General features: G+C 68.9%; 17 protein-coding genes. 6 read left to right on the top strand and 11 right to left on the bottom strand.

The window, feature by feature from the left end; all coding sequences use genetic code 11:
- Positions 1-42 precede the first annotated feature (42 nt).
- Entirely contained in the window at positions 43-1,740 is a 1,698-nt protein-coding gene (locus DKM19_RS08775) for a condensation domain-containing protein (protein WP_110695269.1), read from the bottom strand.
- Between the two features lie 168 nt (positions 1,741-1,908).
- On the opposite strand from DKM19_RS08775, the gene DKM19_RS08770 reads away from it, so the two are divergent.
- A complete protein-coding gene (locus DKM19_RS08770) occupies positions 1,909-3,420 on the top strand; it encodes a glycoside hydrolase family 3 protein (protein ID WP_110695268.1) in 1,512 nt (503 codons plus the stop codon).
- Between the two features lie 140 nt (positions 3,421-3,560).
- Here DKM19_RS08770 and DKM19_RS08765 read toward each other — a convergent pair whose 3' ends face one another.
- From DKM19_RS08765 to DKM19_RS08750, 4 genes are all read right to left on the bottom strand, one after another.
- Positions 3,561-3,746, bottom strand: coding sequence for a hypothetical protein (locus DKM19_RS08765; RefSeq protein WP_110695267.1), 186 nt, complete (start codon positions 3,744-3,746; stop codon positions 3,561-3,563).
- A gap of 182 nt (positions 3,747-3,928) precedes the next feature.
- A complete protein-coding gene (locus DKM19_RS08760) occupies positions 3,929-4,393 on the bottom strand; it encodes a hypothetical protein (RefSeq protein ID WP_110695266.1) in 465 nt (154 codons plus the stop codon).
- Complete coding sequence (locus tag DKM19_RS08755) at positions 4,390-4,965, bottom strand: MarR family transcriptional regulator (protein ID WP_204358712.1); 576 nt, start codon at positions 4,963-4,965, stop codon at positions 4,390-4,392. Before DKM19_RS08755 ends, DKM19_RS08760 begins: the two co-directional genes overlap by 4 nt.
- 223 nt (positions 4,966-5,188) lie before the next feature.
- A complete protein-coding gene (locus tag DKM19_RS08750; protein ID WP_089210836.1) occupies positions 5,189-6,367 on the bottom strand; it encodes an ROK family transcriptional regulator in 1,179 nt (392 codons plus the stop codon).
- Between the two features lie 412 nt (positions 6,368-6,779).
- Between DKM19_RS08750 and DKM19_RS08745 the strand changes: the two genes are divergently transcribed.
- The 3 genes from DKM19_RS08745 to DKM19_RS08735 all read left to right on the top strand — a co-directional run bounded on the left by DKM19_RS08745 (position 6,780) and on the right by DKM19_RS08735 (position 9,896).
- Positions 6,780-8,444, top strand: coding sequence for a condensation domain-containing protein (locus DKM19_RS08745; RefSeq protein ID WP_110695264.1), 1,665 nt, complete (start codon positions 6,780-6,782; stop codon positions 8,442-8,444).
- A gap of 31 nt (positions 8,445-8,475) precedes the next feature.
- Positions 8,476-8,925, top strand: a complete 450-nt coding sequence (locus DKM19_RS08740) for an Rrf2 family transcriptional regulator (RefSeq protein WP_110695263.1) — start codon at positions 8,476-8,478, stop codon at positions 8,923-8,925.
- A gap of 179 nt (positions 8,926-9,104) precedes the next feature.
- The gene (locus DKM19_RS08735) at positions 9,105-9,896 is read left to right on the top strand and encodes a DNA-formamidopyrimidine glycosylase family protein (RefSeq protein WP_110695262.1); all 792 of its coding nucleotides are present in this window, start codon (positions 9,105-9,107) and stop codon (positions 9,894-9,896) included.
- Here DKM19_RS08735 and DKM19_RS08730 read toward each other — a convergent pair.
- The 6 genes from DKM19_RS08730 to DKM19_RS08705 all read right to left on the bottom strand — a co-directional run bounded on the left by DKM19_RS08730 (position 9,893) and on the right by DKM19_RS08705 (position 16,456).
- Positions 9,893-10,255: a helix-turn-helix domain-containing protein gene (locus DKM19_RS08730; RefSeq protein ID WP_089210832.1), complete on the bottom strand. Its 363-nt coding sequence runs from the start codon at positions 10,253-10,255 to the stop codon at positions 9,893-9,895. The two genes, DKM19_RS08735 and DKM19_RS08730, sit on opposite strands and share 4 nt — an antisense overlap.
- Positions 10,256-10,462: 207 nt before the next feature.
- Entirely contained in the window at positions 10,463-10,966 is a 504-nt protein-coding gene (locus tag DKM19_RS08725; protein WP_110695261.1) for a CinA family protein, read from the bottom strand.
- Complete coding sequence (gene pgsA / locus DKM19_RS08720; protein WP_089210830.1) at positions 10,963-11,568, bottom strand: CDP-diacylglycerol--glycerol-3-phosphate 3-phosphatidyltransferase; 606 nt, start codon at positions 11,566-11,568, stop codon at positions 10,963-10,965. The genes DKM19_RS08725 and pgsA overlap by 4 nt, the downstream gene beginning before the upstream one ends.
- A gap of 25 nt (positions 11,569-11,593) precedes the next feature.
- Positions 11,594-13,003, bottom strand: coding sequence for a 30S ribosomal protein S12 methylthiotransferase RimO (gene rimO / locus DKM19_RS08715; RefSeq protein WP_110705567.1), 1,410 nt, complete (start codon positions 13,001-13,003; stop codon positions 11,594-11,596).
- Positions 13,004-13,083: 80 nt separating this feature from the next.
- Complete coding sequence (locus DKM19_RS08710) at positions 13,084-13,827, bottom strand: helix-turn-helix domain-containing protein (protein ID WP_110695260.1); 744 nt, start codon at positions 13,825-13,827, stop codon at positions 13,084-13,086.
- Between the two features lie 82 nt (positions 13,828-13,909).
- Positions 13,910-16,456: a DNA translocase FtsK gene (locus DKM19_RS08705; RefSeq protein WP_110695259.1), complete on the bottom strand. Its 2,547-nt coding sequence runs from the start codon at positions 16,454-16,456 to the stop codon at positions 13,910-13,912.
- A 174-nt stretch (positions 16,457-16,630) separates the two neighbouring features.
- Here DKM19_RS08705 and DKM19_RS08700 point away from each other — a divergent pair, with 174 nt between their 5' ends.
- Both DKM19_RS08700 and DKM19_RS08695 read left to right on the top strand, forming a co-directional pair.
- Complete coding sequence (locus DKM19_RS08700; RefSeq protein ID WP_110705566.1) at positions 16,631-16,960, top strand: winged helix-turn-helix domain-containing protein; 330 nt, start codon at positions 16,631-16,633, stop codon at positions 16,958-16,960.
- Positions 16,953-17,186: a hypothetical protein gene (locus DKM19_RS08695; protein WP_110695258.1), complete on the top strand. Its 234-nt coding sequence runs from the start codon at positions 16,953-16,955 to the stop codon at positions 17,184-17,186. The genes DKM19_RS08700 and DKM19_RS08695 overlap by 8 nt, the downstream gene beginning before the upstream one ends.
- Positions 17,187-17,309: the final 123 nt, after the last annotated feature.

The raw sequence follows: 17,309 nt of genomic DNA, 5'->3' as shown, positions 1-17,309 counted from the left end.
CGCGCCCGGGGTGATCCCCGGGCGTGAGCCGTCGGCATGCGATCAGAACGCGTTCGCGGTCATCGGCCGGAGGATCTCCTGCCAGACCTCACGCATCTGCGTCCTCACGGGCCCCTCCGCCCCATCCGAGGACAACGGGCCGGCCACCACGGATTCCTCGCACGGCTCAGGGCGAACCGACAGGCCCGCCGCCACGGATTCCTCGTCCGGTTCGCGGTGGACCGGCAGACTCGCCGCCACGGATTCCTCGTCCGGTTCGCGGTGGACCGGCAGACTCGCCGTCATGGACTCCTCGTACGACTCGGGGTGAACCGACAGGCCCAGCGCCATGGGCTCCTCGTACGACTCGGGGTGAACCGACGGACCCGCCGCCACGGGCTCCTCGCACGGCTCAGGGCGAACCGGCAGATCCGCCGCCACGGATTCCTCGTACGACTCGGGGTCGACCGGCGCGGGAAGCTCCGCGATCCTTGCGCGGGGCTCGGCGGCGATGGCGCGCAGGAGCGTGCGCAGATACCTCGCGATCTGGGACACGTCGTCGTGGTCGATCGCGGCGGGGTTGAAGCGGAGGCCGAGGGTGAGGCTCCGGTCCGCGTCCACCGCCTGAATGTGCAGCGCGCCACGGGCCACACCGTTGAAGACCGTCCACTCCACGCCGGTTCCGACCCCGTGGAAACGAGGGGTGGCCGCCCTTCTGCGGTAGCTGAACAGGACCGGCCGGGAGGTCCTCTCCGGCGGCAGGTGCCGGAACCGGTACAGGGCGCGGAGTTCGGCCTGGACCGTACGCAGGTGGGCCGGCAGATCCTCGTCCGGGCCGGGGTGCGGGACGAACGGCACCTCCGCGACGAACGGCCCGATGTGGTCCCGCGTCTCGCCGGTCCGAGTGCCGAGGTCGAGGGCGAGCGGCGAGCCGGTGGTGCCGTAGCGGCGCAGCAGCACGCCCAGGGAGACCAGGAGCAGTTCGAACCGGGTCGCGCCGAGTGCCGCGGCCGCGGCCGCGAAGCCCCCGAACTCGGTTCGGCCGAGCACCATCTCCACGATCTCGCCGGGACCGACGTCGTGCGGGTTCGCCCGCAGGCCGGGCAGGACCAGCTCGGCGGACTCACCGACGCGCTCACTCCAGAACGCCGCGGCCTCCGCGGTCCCCGCCGAGGACCCGGCCACGGGTCGAGCGGACCCAACGGGCTCAGCCGAAAACTCGGCCACGGGTCGAGCGGGTCCGGCGGGCTCAGCCGGGAACTCGGCGGGTCCCGCGGGAGGCTCGGCGGTTCCGTCGGGCCCCATCGAGAACTCTGCCGGGGGTTCGGCGGGTTCGTCCTGCCGTGCGGGCAGGTCGCCCCGGGGCGCAGACCGCTCGCCGTACGGCAGGGGCAGTCTGGGCAGTGCGGCGCGCGAGAAGTAGGCGTCGGCCAGGTCGCGGACCAGGATGTCCTTGGAGCTCGCGTCGAACACCCGGCCGTGCGCCGTGAAGATCAGCCGGTTGCGATCCTGCCCCACCGTGACCAGCGTGAACCGGGCGAGCGGGCCGCGATCCAGGTCGAACGGGCGAGCGGCCTCCGCCGCCGCGACCTCGGGGTAGCGCTCGGGAGACGTCTCCGTCCGGGTCACCCGGACCCGGCCGAGCACCGCGTGCCGGGATGCGACGGCGGCGCATGCGCTCAGCAGTGCCGGAACGTCGAGGGGGCCGTTCAGGTGGAGCACCAGCGGGATCCCCCGCAGGTCGAAAGAGGCGTGCGACATCGTGTCCGTCTCCCTCGTGGATGACTCCTCTTCGGCGGGCGACGGGGGCGCCGGTCACCCCGAACAGGCATTTATTAGGAAAGTTTCCTGTCTATTCCAGCGTTTGAATGCTACACATGTGCTACGCCCGAGACAAGCGGCTTGCGGCGAACCGACCTGGAGGCGTCGATGACCGTTCGCGGGGAACTCGGTGGGGGAAGCCCCGAACTCGCCGGACTTGCCGGCACCGTGCTGCAGCCCGGGTTCGTGGGTGCGGAGGTGCCCGACTGGCTGCGCAGGCGGCTCGGCGAGGGTCTCGGCGGGGTTGCGCTCTACTCCCGCAATCTTGTAAACAGTGCGCAGATCAGGGCACTGACCGCGGCCCTGCGCGCGGAGAACCCGGACGTGGTGATCGCCACCGACGAGGAGGCCGGCGACGTCACCCGGCTGGAGGCGCTCACCGGCAGCTCCCGGCCTGGAAACCTCGCGCTCGGCGCGGTGGACGATCCCGAGCTGACCGAGCGGGTCGCCCGCGAGGTCGGACGGGACATGGCCTTCGCGGGCATCACCCTGAACTACGCCCCCGTGGTGGACGTCAACTCCGACCTGGACAACCCCGTCGTCGGCACCCGCGCGTTCGGCGCGGACCCCCTGCTGGTCGCCCGGCACGCCCGCGCGTGGATCACCGGCCTCCAGTCGGCCGGGGTGGCCGCCTGCGCCAAGCACTTTCCCGGCCACGGCGCCACCGCGACGGACTCCCACACCGGCCTGCCGACCGTGTCCTCCTCGGCCGAGGAGCTCGCCGTCACCACGCTCCCGCCGTACCGGGCGGCCATCGAGTCCGGGGTCCAGGCCGTGATGACCGGCCACCTGCTCGTCCCCGCCTACGACCCCGACTCCCCCGCCACCATGAGCAGCCGCATCCTTGTCGGGCTGCTCCGGCGGGAGCTCGGCTTCGACGGGCTGATCGTGACCGACGGCGTGGAGATGCCCTCCGTCGCCGAGCGGTACGGCGTGACCGGGGCGGCCGTCCGTGCCCTCGCCGCCGGGGCCGACGCGATCTGCGTGGGTGGCGAGCGCAAGGGGGCCGGAGTGGTCGGATTCATTCGCAACGCCATCATGGCCGCCGTGATCGACGGCACGCTCCCCGAGGAGCGTCTGGCCGAGGCCGCCTCCCGGGTCCGCCGCCTGGCCGCGTGGTCGGCCGAGCGGCGCCGGGCCGCCTCGGCCGTCGCCCAGACGCCGGAATCGGCCGGTCTCGCGGCCGCCAGGCGAGCCGTGCGGGTCCGTGGCGACGGGCTGCCGCTGTCCGCGGCCCCGCAGGTGATCGAGTTCGTGTCCGAGACGAACATCGCCATCGACCGGGCCACCCCCTGGGGCGTCGCCGCGCCGCTGGCCGAACTGCTCCCCGGCACGACTGCCATGCGGCTCGGCGCCGAGGACCCGCTTCCGCCACAGACCGACAGCCGCCCCCTGGTGATCGTCGTGCGCGACGCCCACCGGCACGCCTGGCTGTCAGCCCGACTCGACGCCCTGCTGTCGCGGCGCCCCGACGCGATCGTGGTGGAGATGGGGTTGCCGGGGCCCGAGACACCCGGCGGCACGCACATCACCACGTACGGCGCGACGACCGCCTCCGGCCGAGCCGCGGCCGAACTCCTGGCCGGCCACTCCTCGACGGCCCGGACCAGCTCCCCCTGAAGCGACCCTGCCTTCCGAGGAATCCCTGATCGTGGAAGAGGGTCGCCAAGCTGACAGCCCTACGTCACCCGTTTCCTCTGCCGCGATCCCAGCTCGCTGCGAGGTCATAACAGGGGAGCTAGCTCGACTTGTTTCGTACGTCACCACGCACGCAGATGCTCCGTGTCCCTCATGATCGCTTCCGCCTCGGCTCTGTCTGCGGGATCGTTGGCCAGCCTCTCGGCTGCGATTCGAGCCAGCTCCATGCGGTGGAGACGCTGAGCGATGACACGCGCTTCGCGGACATCTTCGGTCGCGGAACGACCGTCGGAGGTCAGCTCGTTCACAGCCCTCCCCTCTCTGGCGTCGAGATCAACAGCCAATATGCCCTGCCTTCGCCGTACGGCCAGGCATCGCCTGGCCGAGCACCGGCCTGGACGTCTCGGGGCCGGCAATCTCGCCGGAAGCATCCAGCGCCACCATACGCACCGCACGTCAAGTTGTCCGGGGCGAGCGGTTCTTGCCGGATTCAGTATGGGCTCATCTGATCCAGCACCTTGGTCGCGAGTGTCAGGAACTCCTCGGCTTTCACCATGTCGTGGGTGACGTCATCGGGAATGATCTCCGGAGTATCGGATCGAGGGTATTCGGCACCATTGCGCCGGCGGCGCATGCGGTCGAACGAGCGGAGCGACTGCCCGAGCGGTGGATCCAGCTGGGCTGTGACGGCATCCAGTACGGCCAGATGCCCGCCCCTGCTGGTGGCCCTCAGTCCTTGATTCTCAAGGATGGAGGCGAGTGCTTTTCGGGAGGCGTCGTAGAGAAGCTGATATGCGCCTGTCGGATCCGTTTCGGCACCTGTGCGGGCGAGCTCGACATGACGCCTGGCCTGAGCGATCAAGGTATCGGCGTGTTCCCGGCTCGCCGGCACCCGTTCCAACTGCCCCGCGGCCAGCATCGCGTCGATCCGGTCGCGTCCCTGCATCCATCTCATGTGGTGATCCGCTTCTGAATCAGGGGGTACAGAGGTTTGCTCCGCAAGGACGTCAGGAACGGGTTGTCCGTGTCGTCGGTCCACGACGCCGATGAGATCCGGCTGATGTTCACCTCGCGGCCGAGGATCCGCTCCGCGCTCCGTGCCGCGTCGTAGAGTTTGTCCTCGTCTGCGGATCCCACGATGAGAACGTCGACGTCACGGGGCACAGAACCCGCTTGATTAGCGTTTCTAGCAGCCCAGGAGCCATAGATATACGCCTCGTCGATGCCGGATATCGGCTGGAGAAGGGGCGGCAGGATAGCGGCTGGACCATAGGTCACCGCGAGCAGGTCGGCCAGCGGTTTCGCGACGATCGTGTCCATGTCCGCACGTATGAGGCGCAGGTTTCCGTGTCGTCTCTCAATGATCAGCCCAGCATCTACAAGCCGATCCATCTCGCGGCTCACGGTCGACTGGGATGTGCCCACACGTGCGGCAAGATCGGTTGTTGAGTATTCGTCTTCCGGGTGGAGGTATAGCCAGGCCAGTAATTCGCCGACGGCATCGGACCGAAGCAACGGCAGCAGCAATGGAGGGGGTGCCCTCATAGATGCATAGTATCATGCATGAATAGCAAGTCCATTACCTTCTGTAGCAACTCAACACCGGAGAGCTCTCACGGGCGAGAGACGTCGATCCCTCCGAGACGTTTCGCCGCGTAGACCCACTGCATCCGCGCGACGGACAAGAGTCGGCAGCCGGGCGAAGGCCACGCCCTCACGGCACGCTTGAGGAGTCCGTTCCGGTGGGTCCTCAGGACGCGAAGATCTCCTCACGGGCCTGGTCGAGGGCGGCGAGAACGGCACCGCGCAGCACCGGGTTACCGGCCACCGCGGTGGGCACCACCTGCGGGCGGATCGGGCACATGCGAGCCACCGCCTCCTCGATCCTGGAGGTGAGAGCGCTTCCGCCCGCCTGGCTGACCTCTCCGGCGAGCACCACGAGCCCGGGGTCGAGCACGACGCACACCGACGCCACACCCAGCGCCAGCCGTCCGGCGATCTCGTTCAGCAGGGGCTCTCCCCGCTCTCCCGCCTTGACCGCGGCCGCCACGCACTCGGCGGCGCTGCCGCCCGAGAAGCCGTACGTCTCGGCGAGCTCGGCCACCGCCTCGGCGCTGACCAGGGACTGCAGGCCACCGGCGAGCGAGGGCAGCCTTCCCGGCACGGCTCGCACGTCCTCGGCCAGGGGCACGCCGGGCACCGGCAGGTAGCCGATCTCGCCCGCGCTGCCCGACCGGCCGCGGTGCAGCCGTCCGCCGAGCACGACGCCGAGGCCGATGCCGCGGCCCACCCAGAGCAGCACGAAGTCGTCGGCGTCACGGGCGGCGCCCAGGGTGCGTTCGGCGAGGGCGACGAGGTTCACATCGTTTTCGATCTTGACGTCGCGGCGCAGGTCGCGGGCGAGTCGCTCATGGATGCCCTCGTGCCATCCCGGCAGGTCGAAGGAGAACCGCACGTCCCCGCTCCGGGGGTCGACCACACCGGGGGTGCCGATCACGACCGCCCGCAGCTTGGAGAGCGCCACCTTGGCCGACCGGCAGGCCTTGACGACCGCACTGTGCACGAGGGCGACCGGATCGTCGTGCCCATTCGGCGCGACTTTCACCTCGGCCACGATCTCCCCGTGGATATCGGCGATGGCGGTCGTCACGAATTCCGGTCCGACGTCCAGGCCCGCCACATAGGCCGAGGAGGAAATAATCCCATAAAGCGCCGCATTAGGCCCTCTACCCCCGGCCTGCTCCCCTGCCACCTCGACCAGACCGCGCCCCTCCAACCGGGCGAGCGTCTGTGACGCGGTCACCTTGGAAAGGCCCGTGAGCTCCCCGATCTGGCCTCTCGTCAGTGGTCCCGAGGCGAGCAGAAGCTCGAGGGCGGCCCTGTCGTTGATCTCCCTCAGTAGCCTGGGCACGCCAGGACGTCGCTCCATACGCATGCTCTCTTGTCGCCGTTTCCCCGTCGTAATTATATTCAATCAAAAATAGCGGTTCTATTCATTAATAAAGCTTCCTGATAGTTTAGCCCCGTGGAGGCCTCGCGGGGGGCCACGGGGGTGCCCCCCGCCGTGCCGCACCGGGAGTTCTCCCCCGCCCGGCGGCCCCGGCCCCGCGTCGCCCACCCCTCGGGCCCTCCGGCTTTTCGGCCGCCCCGCTCCCGGTTTTCGGTCCCGAGAACCTCTCCCACCTGGGGTTTCCTCCGCGCCACCGTGTCGTCTCCCCGTATCCGCCTTGTGCCCGGAAAGCAAGTCTTGCGACGCTCGCCCACCGCATGGAACACTCCCGAAAACGGTAAAGGTTCTTTTTAGTAAGACCCTTGCCGCGCGTGGCGAGGCAGGTCTGGACATGGATACCGTCATCACGATCGCAGCCGAATACACGGGACAGCCGACCCGCTACGGCCCCGTCACGATGGGACAGGCCAACATGGCGCGTTGCGTGCTCCGCGACCCGCCGCTCCACATGAACTTCCGCGTCGTCAAACGCCTTCCGGCGGGCACGACCCTCGATGCCGTCGCCGCGTCGGTCGGCCGGTTGCTCTCCCGGCACGAGGGTCTCCGGGCCACCATCCACTCCGGCACCCAGTGCGTGAGCGGTTCGGGCGCGCTCCCCATCGAGGTGCACGACGCCGAGCCCGGCGAAGGCGGATCCGGCCTCGCCGAGGAGGTCGGCCTGCGGATGCAGGGCACCCGGTTCGACGTGGAGGCGGAGCTTCCCATCAGGGTCGCCGTGATCACCGAGCGGAACGTGCCACGCCTGGCGGTCTTCGTGCTTCCCCACACCTCGGTGGACGCGATCGGCCTGGCCACCGTCATGCGCGAGTGGGAGCGCCTGATCCGGGGCGGCACCGTACTCTCGCCATGCCCGACACAGCCCCTCGAACTGGCCGAGGCCGAGGGAGGCCCGCTCTCCCAGCGCCGTACCGCGGCGGCCCTGCGGCACTGGGAGTCCCAGCTTCGGCGGGTGCCGCAGTCCATGTTCGCGATCGACATCGACGAGGTGCCCGACGCCGACGCGATCTGTCCCCGGCTCCGGGTCCGTTCCGCGGTGGCGGGCGAGGCGCTGGGCGCCGTCGCGAGCCGTACCGGCGCCAGCCGCTCCGCGGTCGTCCTCGCCGCGCTGGGGGTCCTGATCGGCCTGCGCAACGCGCAGCGGACCTGCGTGATCGCCTCGCTGGCGAGCAACCGGGTCCGTCCCGAACTGCGCGACTATGTCGGACCGCTGGCCCAGGACGCCCTGATGGCCGCCGACCTCGACGTTTCCACCTTCGACGAGGCGATCCGCCGCTTCCGGACCGCCTCACTCACCGGATACCAGCACAGCCGGTTCGACTCCACCGCGCTCTGGGAGGTCATCGAGACCGTCAACGCCGAGCGGGGCGTGAACTTCGCACGCGACTGCGTCTTCAACGACATGAGCGGGGTCACCGTCTCGGCGCACGAGCCCGCGCCGTCCGCCGAGATCGAGTGTGACTGGCTGCCGGCCGCCTCGCTCCCCGCGCACCTCGCGCTCTGGGCCAACCGGCTGGAGGACGAGGAGGTGGACCTGACGTTCTGGATCGACCCCCGGGTCATGACGCGTACGGAGGCGGAGGCCTTCGGGACCGGGCTCGTCAAGCTGCTGATCAGGGCCGGGGACCGAATTGTTCATCTGCCGGATGTTCTGGCGATCGCCGGGGTCGCCCCCGTCGCGTACGGCCCCGGCTGGGTCCACATCGACTCCTGCTGGGTGAACCTCGACGCGGTCGAGCGGCTGGTCGGTGAGGCCGTCGGCGGGCGGCCTCACCGGGTGATCCACGACGCCAATGGGCGTCTGACCTGCCATGTCTCCTCCGGAACGCCCGAGGAGATTCACGCCGCCTGTCTCGCCCTGCTCCAGGGCCGCACCTCCGCCATGGCGCCACAGCACTACGTCGTCCACGCGCCCGGGCCCGGCGACACGTGGCTGCGGGGCCCTGTGATCGCCGAAGGCGACGGCCGAGATTTCATTTTGCGCGGGCCTCGCGCATGAGGAATCAATAGCAGGCGGGATAATCGGTTACATGCGCCTATCCGCTCGTGTCGACTATGCCCTACGTGCCGCCGCCGAACTCGCCGCCGCGGGTGACGGACCTACCACCGTGGGTGAGCTGGCGAAAGAGCAGGACATGCCTCCCAAATACTTGGAAAACATTTTGCTTCAGATGCGCCGGGCCGGACTGGTCCGCGGGCAGCGTGGTCCCGAGGGCGGTTACGTGCTGGCACGTCCGCCCGCCGAGATCAGTCTCGCCGATGTGATCCGCGCCGTGGACGGCCCGCTGGCCAACGTGCGGGGCGAGCGTCCCGAGCATGTCGACTACCGCGGCCCCGCCGAATCCCTTCAGCAGGTCTGGATCGCACTGCGCGCCAACGAGAGGGCGATCCTGGAGGAGGTCACGCTGGAGAACGTGGCGACCGGAGCCCTCCCGGAGAGGGTCCGGCAGCTGTCCGCCGACCCCGCCGCCTGGGACTAGACCCGTGCCGCTCAGGTCCCGCACCCGAGCCGTACCGCACCGGTCCCGTATCCAGGCCGTGTCCTCCCGGGCCGTGCCGCTCAGGGTCCGCACCCGAGTCACATCGTGCCGGCCTCATATCCGAGCGGTGGCCACCCGGGTCGTGCCGCTTGGGCCGCTCGTGCCGTTCGGCGGGTCCCATGCCCGAGGGTGACGTCGTCTACCGCGCCGCCAGACGGCTCGGCCTGGCGCTCGACGGCCGGGTCCTGACCCGCTCCGACTTCCGCGTGCCACGCCACGCCACGGCCGACCTCACCGGCCGGACCGTGCTGGAGACCGTCTCACGCGGCAAGCACCTGCTCACCCGCGTCGAGGGCGGGCTGACCGTTCATACCCATCTCCGGATGGAGGGCAGCTGGCAGATCTCACCCGCCGGCCGTCGGCTGCCCCCGGGCGACGTGATCCGTCTGGTGCTCGCCAACGCGGAGTGGCAGGCGGCGGGAGTGCGACTCGGCATGGTCGACCTGGTCCCGGTAAATGAGGAGACCCGGTTCGTCGGGCATCTCGGACCCGACCTGCTGGGGGCCGACTGGGATGAGGCCGAGGCCGTGCGACGGCTGGCGCGGAAGCCGGAGACGAGCATCGGGGAGGCGCTGCTGGACCAGCGCAATCTGGCGGGGATCGGCACCATCTATCGGGCGGAGACGTTGTTCCTCGCGAAAGTCTCGCCATGGCGGCCCGTGGGCATGATCGAAGACCTGGGAACGATTGTGACGCTGGCGCACCGGTTAATGGACGCCAACAAGGAACGTCCGAGCAGGGTGACGACCGGTGACCTCCGTCCGGGACGGGGCACCTGGGTCTACGGCAGGGCCGGGAGGCCATGCCTGCGCTGCGGGCGTCGAATCAGTCGTGGGGAGATGGGTGCACAGCCGCAGGAACGGCTGATCATCTGGTGCGGCCACTGCCAGCCGGAAGAACCGACCGACTAGGCGGCGACCATGTCGTTGACCTCGGGAAAGACGGAGTCCGGGATGGCACCTGGCGGCACGGTCTCCGGAATCGGCAGACGCTCCCGCTCGGGGACATCATTTGCCAGCACCGGGGCATGCTGCAGCTCGGCCAACGCGAACTGATCAGAAACCTCACGCAGCACCTGTGAAAGCGGCACGCCCAAGGCACCGCAGATCGACGCGAGCAGCTCTGAGGAGGCCTCCTTCTGACCGCGCTCCACCTCGGACAGATATCCGAGAGAAACACGAGCCAATGTGGACACCTCACGCAGGGTGCGACTCTGCCGCACCCTCAGCCGCCGCAGCACGTCACCGAGCAGCTGACGCAGCAGGACCATCTGTCGCTCCCTCCCCGGCGCGGATGCCTTGACAACACTCCGCGCGACCGGTTCGTGCCGCCCGTTCTTTGAACGCGACCCTTGGTACATACTCCTCGCCGTCATCATCGCTTGACCTTTACATCACTCACAGTTCCACCGTACCCGTAACCACTGACACCACGGCAGACCATGGCGGGCATGTTCGCTGGGGACGTAACGCGGTAATCATCCGGAATGTTCCCCCACGCTCGCCTCCAGCACGCCTTGGAGCAGGTCCACGGCCTCGTTCACAGTCCATTCGCGAATCTCCTCACGCGTCCCGGCGAGGTGTAGATCTCGGTGCCATACCCGCCCATCTGAGCCGCTAACGGCAAGGTGAACGGTGCCCACCGGTTTACCGTCCTGCGGCTCCGGACCGGCCACTCCGGTGGCCGCCAGGCCGTACGTGGAGCCCGTGAGGCGGCGGACGCCGTCGGCCATGGCCGCGGCGACCTCCGGATGCACGGCTCCCTCGCGCTCCAGAAGGCCCGCAGGGACCTCCAGCAGGCGATGCTTGAGCTCGGTGGCGTAGGAGATGACCCCGCCCACGAAGGCGGCAGAGGCCCCGGAGGGGGCCGTGAGCGCCGCACCGATCAGGCCGGCGGTCAGCGACTCGGCCACCGACACCGTCTCCCCCTCGCGGACGAGGAGCGAGAGCACGTTGGTGGTCGCGAGTAGACGGTGACTCATCGGGCCCGCGCCTGCTTCGCCACCTGACGCAGTTTGATCGCGCGTATCACGTAGTCGAGCCCGGTGCCCACCGTCACGATGGCCGCCGCGCCCATGACGATCCAGCGGATCGGCTCCGGCACTCCCGGCCAGATGTAGGAGACGATCGCGGCGATCTGCAGGACGGTCTTCACCTTGCCACCGTAGCTGGCGGGGATGACCCCGTGCCTGATGACCGCGAATCGCAGGATGGTGACGCCGAGCTCCCTGCCCAGGATGACGATGGTCATCCACCAGGGAAGCTCGTCCAGGATCGAGAGGCTGATCAGCGCGGCACCGATGAGGGCCTTGTCCGCGAGCGGATCGGCGATCTTCCCGAAATCGGTGATCAGGCCGTAGCGGCGGGCCAGCTCACCGTCGAGCAGATCGGTGAGCGAGGCGACCATGAAGACCACCAGAGCCGCGGCTCGCCAGCCGGATCCCGGCAGGAAAAGGCAGACCACGAAGAACGGAACCATCGCCAGTCGTATCACCGTCACAACATTGGCGATGTTCCAGGCGCTCACCTTGGGGGCCATGGATGCCGCGGTCGAATCGGTGCCCGTCTCTGGCGGGTTGGTCATACGCCCTCCCGGCCCGGTGGCGCGCTCATGTGGCCGCCTTGATCCGTGCGATCAGGTCGACCCCTTCCGAGTCGACCACAACGGCCCGGACGATCTGACCCGGCACCAGGCCGATGCCCTGGACCGTTACAGAACCGTCGACCTCGGGCCCCTGATGGGCCGCACGGCCTTCGTAGCCGCCGTCGCCGAGGTCTTCCTCGATCAGGACGTCCACCTCGGTGCCGATCCGCTCCTCGGCCCGCTGGGCCATGAACTCCTCGGCGAGCTCGGTGAGCGCGGCCACGCGAGCGTCAATGGTCTCCTGGTCCAGCTTCCCGGGGAGTGACGCCGCCTCGGTGCCGTCTTCGTCGGAGTAACCGAAGATGCCGATCACATCGAGCCTGGCCTCCTCGAGGAAGGCCACCAGCTCGGCGAACTCCTCCTCGGTCTCGCCGGGGAAGCCCACGATGAAGTTGGAGCGCACCCCCGCCTCTGGAGCGATCTCGCGAACCGATTCCAGGAGGTCGAGGAAGCGCTTGGGATCGCCGAAGCGGCGCATCCGGCGCAGCACCGAGCCACTGGCGTGCTGGAAGGAGAGGTCGAAGTAGGCGGCGATCCCCTCGGTGGAGGCGATCATCTCCAGCAGCCCCGGGCGGAGCTCGGCGGGCTGCAGGTAGCTGATGCGCACCCGCTCGATGCCCTCGGTCGCGGCGAGGGAGGGCAGCAGCTTCTCCAGCGCCCTCAGGTCACCGAGGTCCTTGCCGTAGGAGGTGGAGTTCTCGCTGACCAGCACGAGCTCCTTGACGCCCTGCTCGCCCAGCCACGCGGCCTCTCCGAGGAGTTCCGAGGGGTTGCGCGAGACGTAGGCGCCGCGGAAGGCCGGGATCGCGCAGAACGTGCAGCGCCGGTCGCAGCCGGAGGCCAGCTTCAGGGAGGCCACCGGGCCGTCGCCCAGGCGCTTGCGCAGCGGCCGGGGGCCGCTGGCCGGGGCCACCCCCTCGGGCAGCTCGCCGTGGCCGGGGATGTTGACCTTTGGCGCGGCGGCGCGCTCGACCGGGGAGATGGGCAGCAGGGTCCGGCGGTCGCGGGGACTGTGCGGGACGAGCGGTGTGCCCGCCAGCACGTCGTCGAGACGCCTGCCGATCTGTGTGTAGTCGTCGAAGGAGATGACAGCCGTGGCCTCGGGCAGCGCGTCGGCGAGCTGGTCGCCGTAGCGCTCGGCCATGCAGCCCGCGGCGACCACCTTGGCCCCGGAGTCGGCCGCGGCGAGCAGCGTGTCGATGGAGTCCTTTTTCGCTGAGTCGATGAAGCCGCAGGTGTTGACGACGATGACATCTGGGTCGTCGTCGCCCACCTGCCAGCCGGCAGCCTCAAGACGCGCGGCGAGCTCCTCGGAGTCGACCTCGTTGCGCGCGCAGCCCAGTGTGATCAGCGATGCGGTTCGGCGGGATGACATGGTGAACACTACGGTATCGGGAGTTGGCCACTACCCGATGCACCTCCCCCATTCCAACCCCGTTGCAACCGTGCGAACGGCTAGGGCTTCCGGGGTTCCGCGATCCCGTAAGAACGGTTGAGAACCTCCCCGGCACGGCCGGGAGCACCCATGTCCTTGCCGTTCACCTGCAGCAGGACGGCTCCGCCGTCGCCGAAGGTGACCTTCAGCTTCTTCTTCGCCTTCCAGACGGAAGTTCTGCCCGCCTTGAGCATGCCCGAGAAGAGCACGTGGTCGCCCCCGTCCTTCACGTCGAGCCAGGACGTGCGCTTCGCCTTGACCTGAACGACGACCAGCTCGCCCCGCTTCTCGGCGGCCAGCGACGCGGCCCGGCGCGGGTCTGCCGCCTTGGACGGCGGCGGCATCTTCGTCGGGGCGGGGAAGATCTCCGCCGTGGGCGCGCTCTGCCCGCCCATCGTCTTCACCACGCCGAAGACCGCGAGGATGATCAGCGCTACCGCCATGGCCATCGTCCAGTTGGGCGAGCGGCGCTCGTGGATCTTTATCGGTGTGTCGGCCTGGAACACTCTGGCCGCCCGCACCGGCGGCGGCACGTCCCCGCGCTGCTCGTCGTATCGGTGAACCGCGGCCTCGGGATCGAGTCCGAGGACCCTGGCGACGTTGCGAACGTGCCCCCGCGCATAGAAGTCACCCCCGCAGAGGGAGAAGTCCTCCCTCTCCATCGCGTGGATCATCGCCTCACGAACGCGCGTGCGCTCGCTCAGCTGTCCGACGGTCAGTCCCATCGACCGGCGGGCCTCCGCCAGATCGCTGCCAATACCCATAGCGCACGCCCTTCAGCCCCCGACGCTGCGTAGTGGATCCCATTCAATCAGTAACCAAATGGGAGCCGTACGGCGGGGTGCGTCATTGTCCACGCAGGTCGGCGAGTAGTCCTGGAAGCTCGTCGGGCTTGACCATAACCTCGCGTGCCTTCGACCCTTCGCTTGGTCCGACCACGCTCCTGCTCTCCAGCAGGTCCATCAGGCGGCCCGCCTTGGCGAAGCCCACCCGCAGCTTCCGCTGGAGCATCGAGGTCGACCCGAACTGGGTGGTCACGATCAGCTCGGCCGCCTGGACCAGCAGGTCGAGGTCGTCGCCGATGTCGTCGTCGATCTCCTTCTTGACGGAGGCCGCGGCCGTGACGTCCTGGCGGTACTCGGCCTGCATCTGGGTCTTGCAGTGCGCGACGATCTCGCCGATCTCCTTCTCGGAGACGAAGGCGTTCTGCAGGCGCATGGGCTTGCTCGCGCCCATCGGCAGGAACAGCGAGTCACCCTGGCCGACCAGCTTCTCCGCGCCCGGCTGGTCCAGGATGACCCGGCTGTCGGCGAGGCTGGAGGTGGCGAACGCCAGGCGGGACGGCACGTTGGCCTTGATCAGGCCGGTGACCACGTCCACGGAGGGGCGCTGGGTGGCGATCACCAGGTGGATGCCCGCGGCCCGGGCGAGCTGGGTGATGCGGACGATGGAGTCCTCGACGTCTCGCGGGGCGACCATCATCAGGTCGGCGAGCTCGTCGACGATCACCAGCAGGTAGGGGTACGGCGTGTAGACCCGCTCGCTGCCCGGTGGCGGCACGAGCTTGCCCGCGCGCACGGCCTTGTTGAAGTCGTCGACGTGCCGGAAACCGCTGGCGGCCAGGTCGTCGTAGCGGCGGTCCATCTCGCCCACCACCCACTCCAGGGCCTCGGCGGCCTTCTTGGGGTTGGTGATGATCGGCGTGATGAGGTGCGGGATGCCCTCGTAGACGCTCAGCTCGACCCGCTTGGGGTCGACCAGGACCATCCGGACCTCGTCCGGGGTGGCGCGCATCAGGATCGAGGTGATCAGGCCGTTGACGCAGACCGACTTGCCCGCGCCGGTGGCTCCGGCGATGAGCAGGTGGGGCATCTTGGCCAGGTTGGCCACTATCGTGCGGCCCTCGACGTCCTTGCCGAGACCCACGATCATCGGGTGGTGGTCGGCCTGGGCGACCGGGGAGCGCAGGATGTCGCCCAGCGAGACGAGATCCTTGTCGGTGTTCGGGATCTCGACGCCGATCGCCGACTTGCCGGGGATCGGGCTCAGGATCCGAACATCTGCCGACTTGACCGTATAAGCGATGTTCTTGGTGAGCGCGGTGACCTTCTCGACCTTGACCGCGGGGCCGAGCTCGATCTCGTAGCGCGTCACCGTCGGGCCCCGGGTGAAGCCGATCACCTGCGCGTCGATGGCGAACTGCTCCATCACGCTGGTCAGCGCGTTGACCACGACGGTGTTGGCCTTGGTCTGCGGTTTGGGCGCGCTGCCGGGGCGCAGGAGCTGCGTATCCGGCAGGGTGTACGGCCCCGACTGCGAGGACAGGACGAGCTGCTCGACCTTGCGCGGCGCCGGGGTCGGCGCGGGCGGCTCCGCGCTGCGGACCGGCGCCTCCTCCTCGTCCTCCTCGGCCAGGCCGGGCACGATCTCCGGGGAGTGCTCGGCGATCTTGCCGGGCGACTCGGTGATGACGGGCGTGTCGTACGGCTTGACGTTGTCGCCGATGGGCCCCTCGCTCGCCGGCTTCTTGCGCGAGGGCCGCTTCCTGGGCGTGCGGGGCGTGGCCGGGGTCTCCCGGTTGAAGAGCATGTGCTTGATCTCGGACAGCCGCTCGGGGACCCGGTGCACGGGGGTGGCGGTGATCACCAGGACCCCGAACCCGGACAGGATCAGCAGCAGCGGGATGGTGATGAAGACGGGCAGGATGCTGGCCGGGGGCGCCGAGACGATGAAGCCGATCATGCCGCCGGCGGCCGACACCTTGTCCATGCCGTCGGAACCGCCCCCCGAGGGGTACGGCGTGCCCTGCGCGACGTGCACGATGCCGAGCACTCCCGCGGTGAGGGCGGACCATCCGATGATCATGCGGCCGGTGTCCGCGTTCTGGTCCGGGTGGCGCAGCAGCCGCCAGGCCAACAGCACGAGCAGGACCGGGATGAGCCAGGTCAGCGACCCGAAGACGCCGTGCATGACGTCGTTGACCACGCCGGAGACCGTGCCCACGTCCTCACGCCAGGTCATGGCGGCCAGCACGATCGCCCCGGCGAACACCGCCAGGCCGAGCCCGTCCCTGCGGTGCACCGGGTCGAGTTCGCGCGCGTTCTGACCCAGGGCGCGCGCCGCGCCGCCGATGCTCCCGGCGAGCAGCATCCAGATCCCCATGAACAGCTTGCCGATCACGGTGAGCACCCAGGTGATCGGATCATGCTGCGGCGAGGGGGGTCTGCGGCCCGAGGAGGTCGTGGTCTTCGCCCGGCCCGAGGAGGTGGTCTTCGCCCGGGTGGTGGACGCCCGTTTGGCCGGAGCCGTACGGGCCGAGGGAGACCCGGACCGACCAGAGGACCCCTTGCCGGGGGGCTTTCCTGAGGCGCCTTTAGACGTACGGGTGGCCATGGTAGGGAGGCTAGCGAGGCGAATGGTGTATCGGGCGGAGACTCGCCGGAGCGGCGCGAAGCGTGCCCGAACGGACATTGCATCCCGGCTCCCATCACCTGACTCCCGATGTTTGCCGTTGACAACTATTAGAACCTCATGAAATGTTTTGTTTACACATGAAAGGTCGAGGTGGTGAGAACGCCGAATGACGTCAGCGGTGACGCGCTCCTCGCGGCGCTCTCCGCTCTGTCGAACCCACACCGGCTGCGCGTGATCGCGGTCCTGGCCGGCGGCAGACAGTACGTCAGCCAGCTGGCGAGGGAGATGAACATGAGCAGACCGCTTCTCACCGTGCATCTACGCAAACTGGAGGCGGCGGGACTGGTGAACGGATCACTTGAGCTGTCGGAGGATGGAAAGGCGATGAAGTTCTACGAGCTGGCGCAGTTCGCGTTCGTGCTGACGCCGCAGACCGTGGCCGAGGCCGCGAAGACCCTGTCGGGCGGTGACCACGATGTTTGACAACCTTTTCGCCCTCGTGATCGTCGTCATCGTCTTGATCTTCCTCGCCGTGGTGGCGAAGCAGGCCCTGACGACCTACCGCGTCAAGGTCGAGTCCTCCAAGGACCAGAGCTACCGGATGCTGGCGCAGGAGGCCGTCATGGCCCAGATCCGCGCGGCCGAAGAACTGGCCGAGCTCCGGGCACGCCTCACCGAGGTGGAGCGGTTGCTGAAGGAGATCGACTAAACGAGCGTGGGTCGCCGAGCGGCAACTCGACGACCCACGACGGGCTCTCTTCTCACCCGGCCGGCAAGCCGGGTTCGCGTACCACGCACGACTCGCGGCCGAGCATCAACCCATGACACCGCG

This window comes from Streptosporangium sp. 'caverna', assembly GCF_003203775.1.
GTDB lineage: Bacteria > Actinomycetota > Actinomycetes > Streptosporangiales > Streptosporangiaceae > Streptosporangium > Streptosporangium subroseum.
This window is presented reverse-complemented; position numbering and strand designations above follow the sequence as displayed.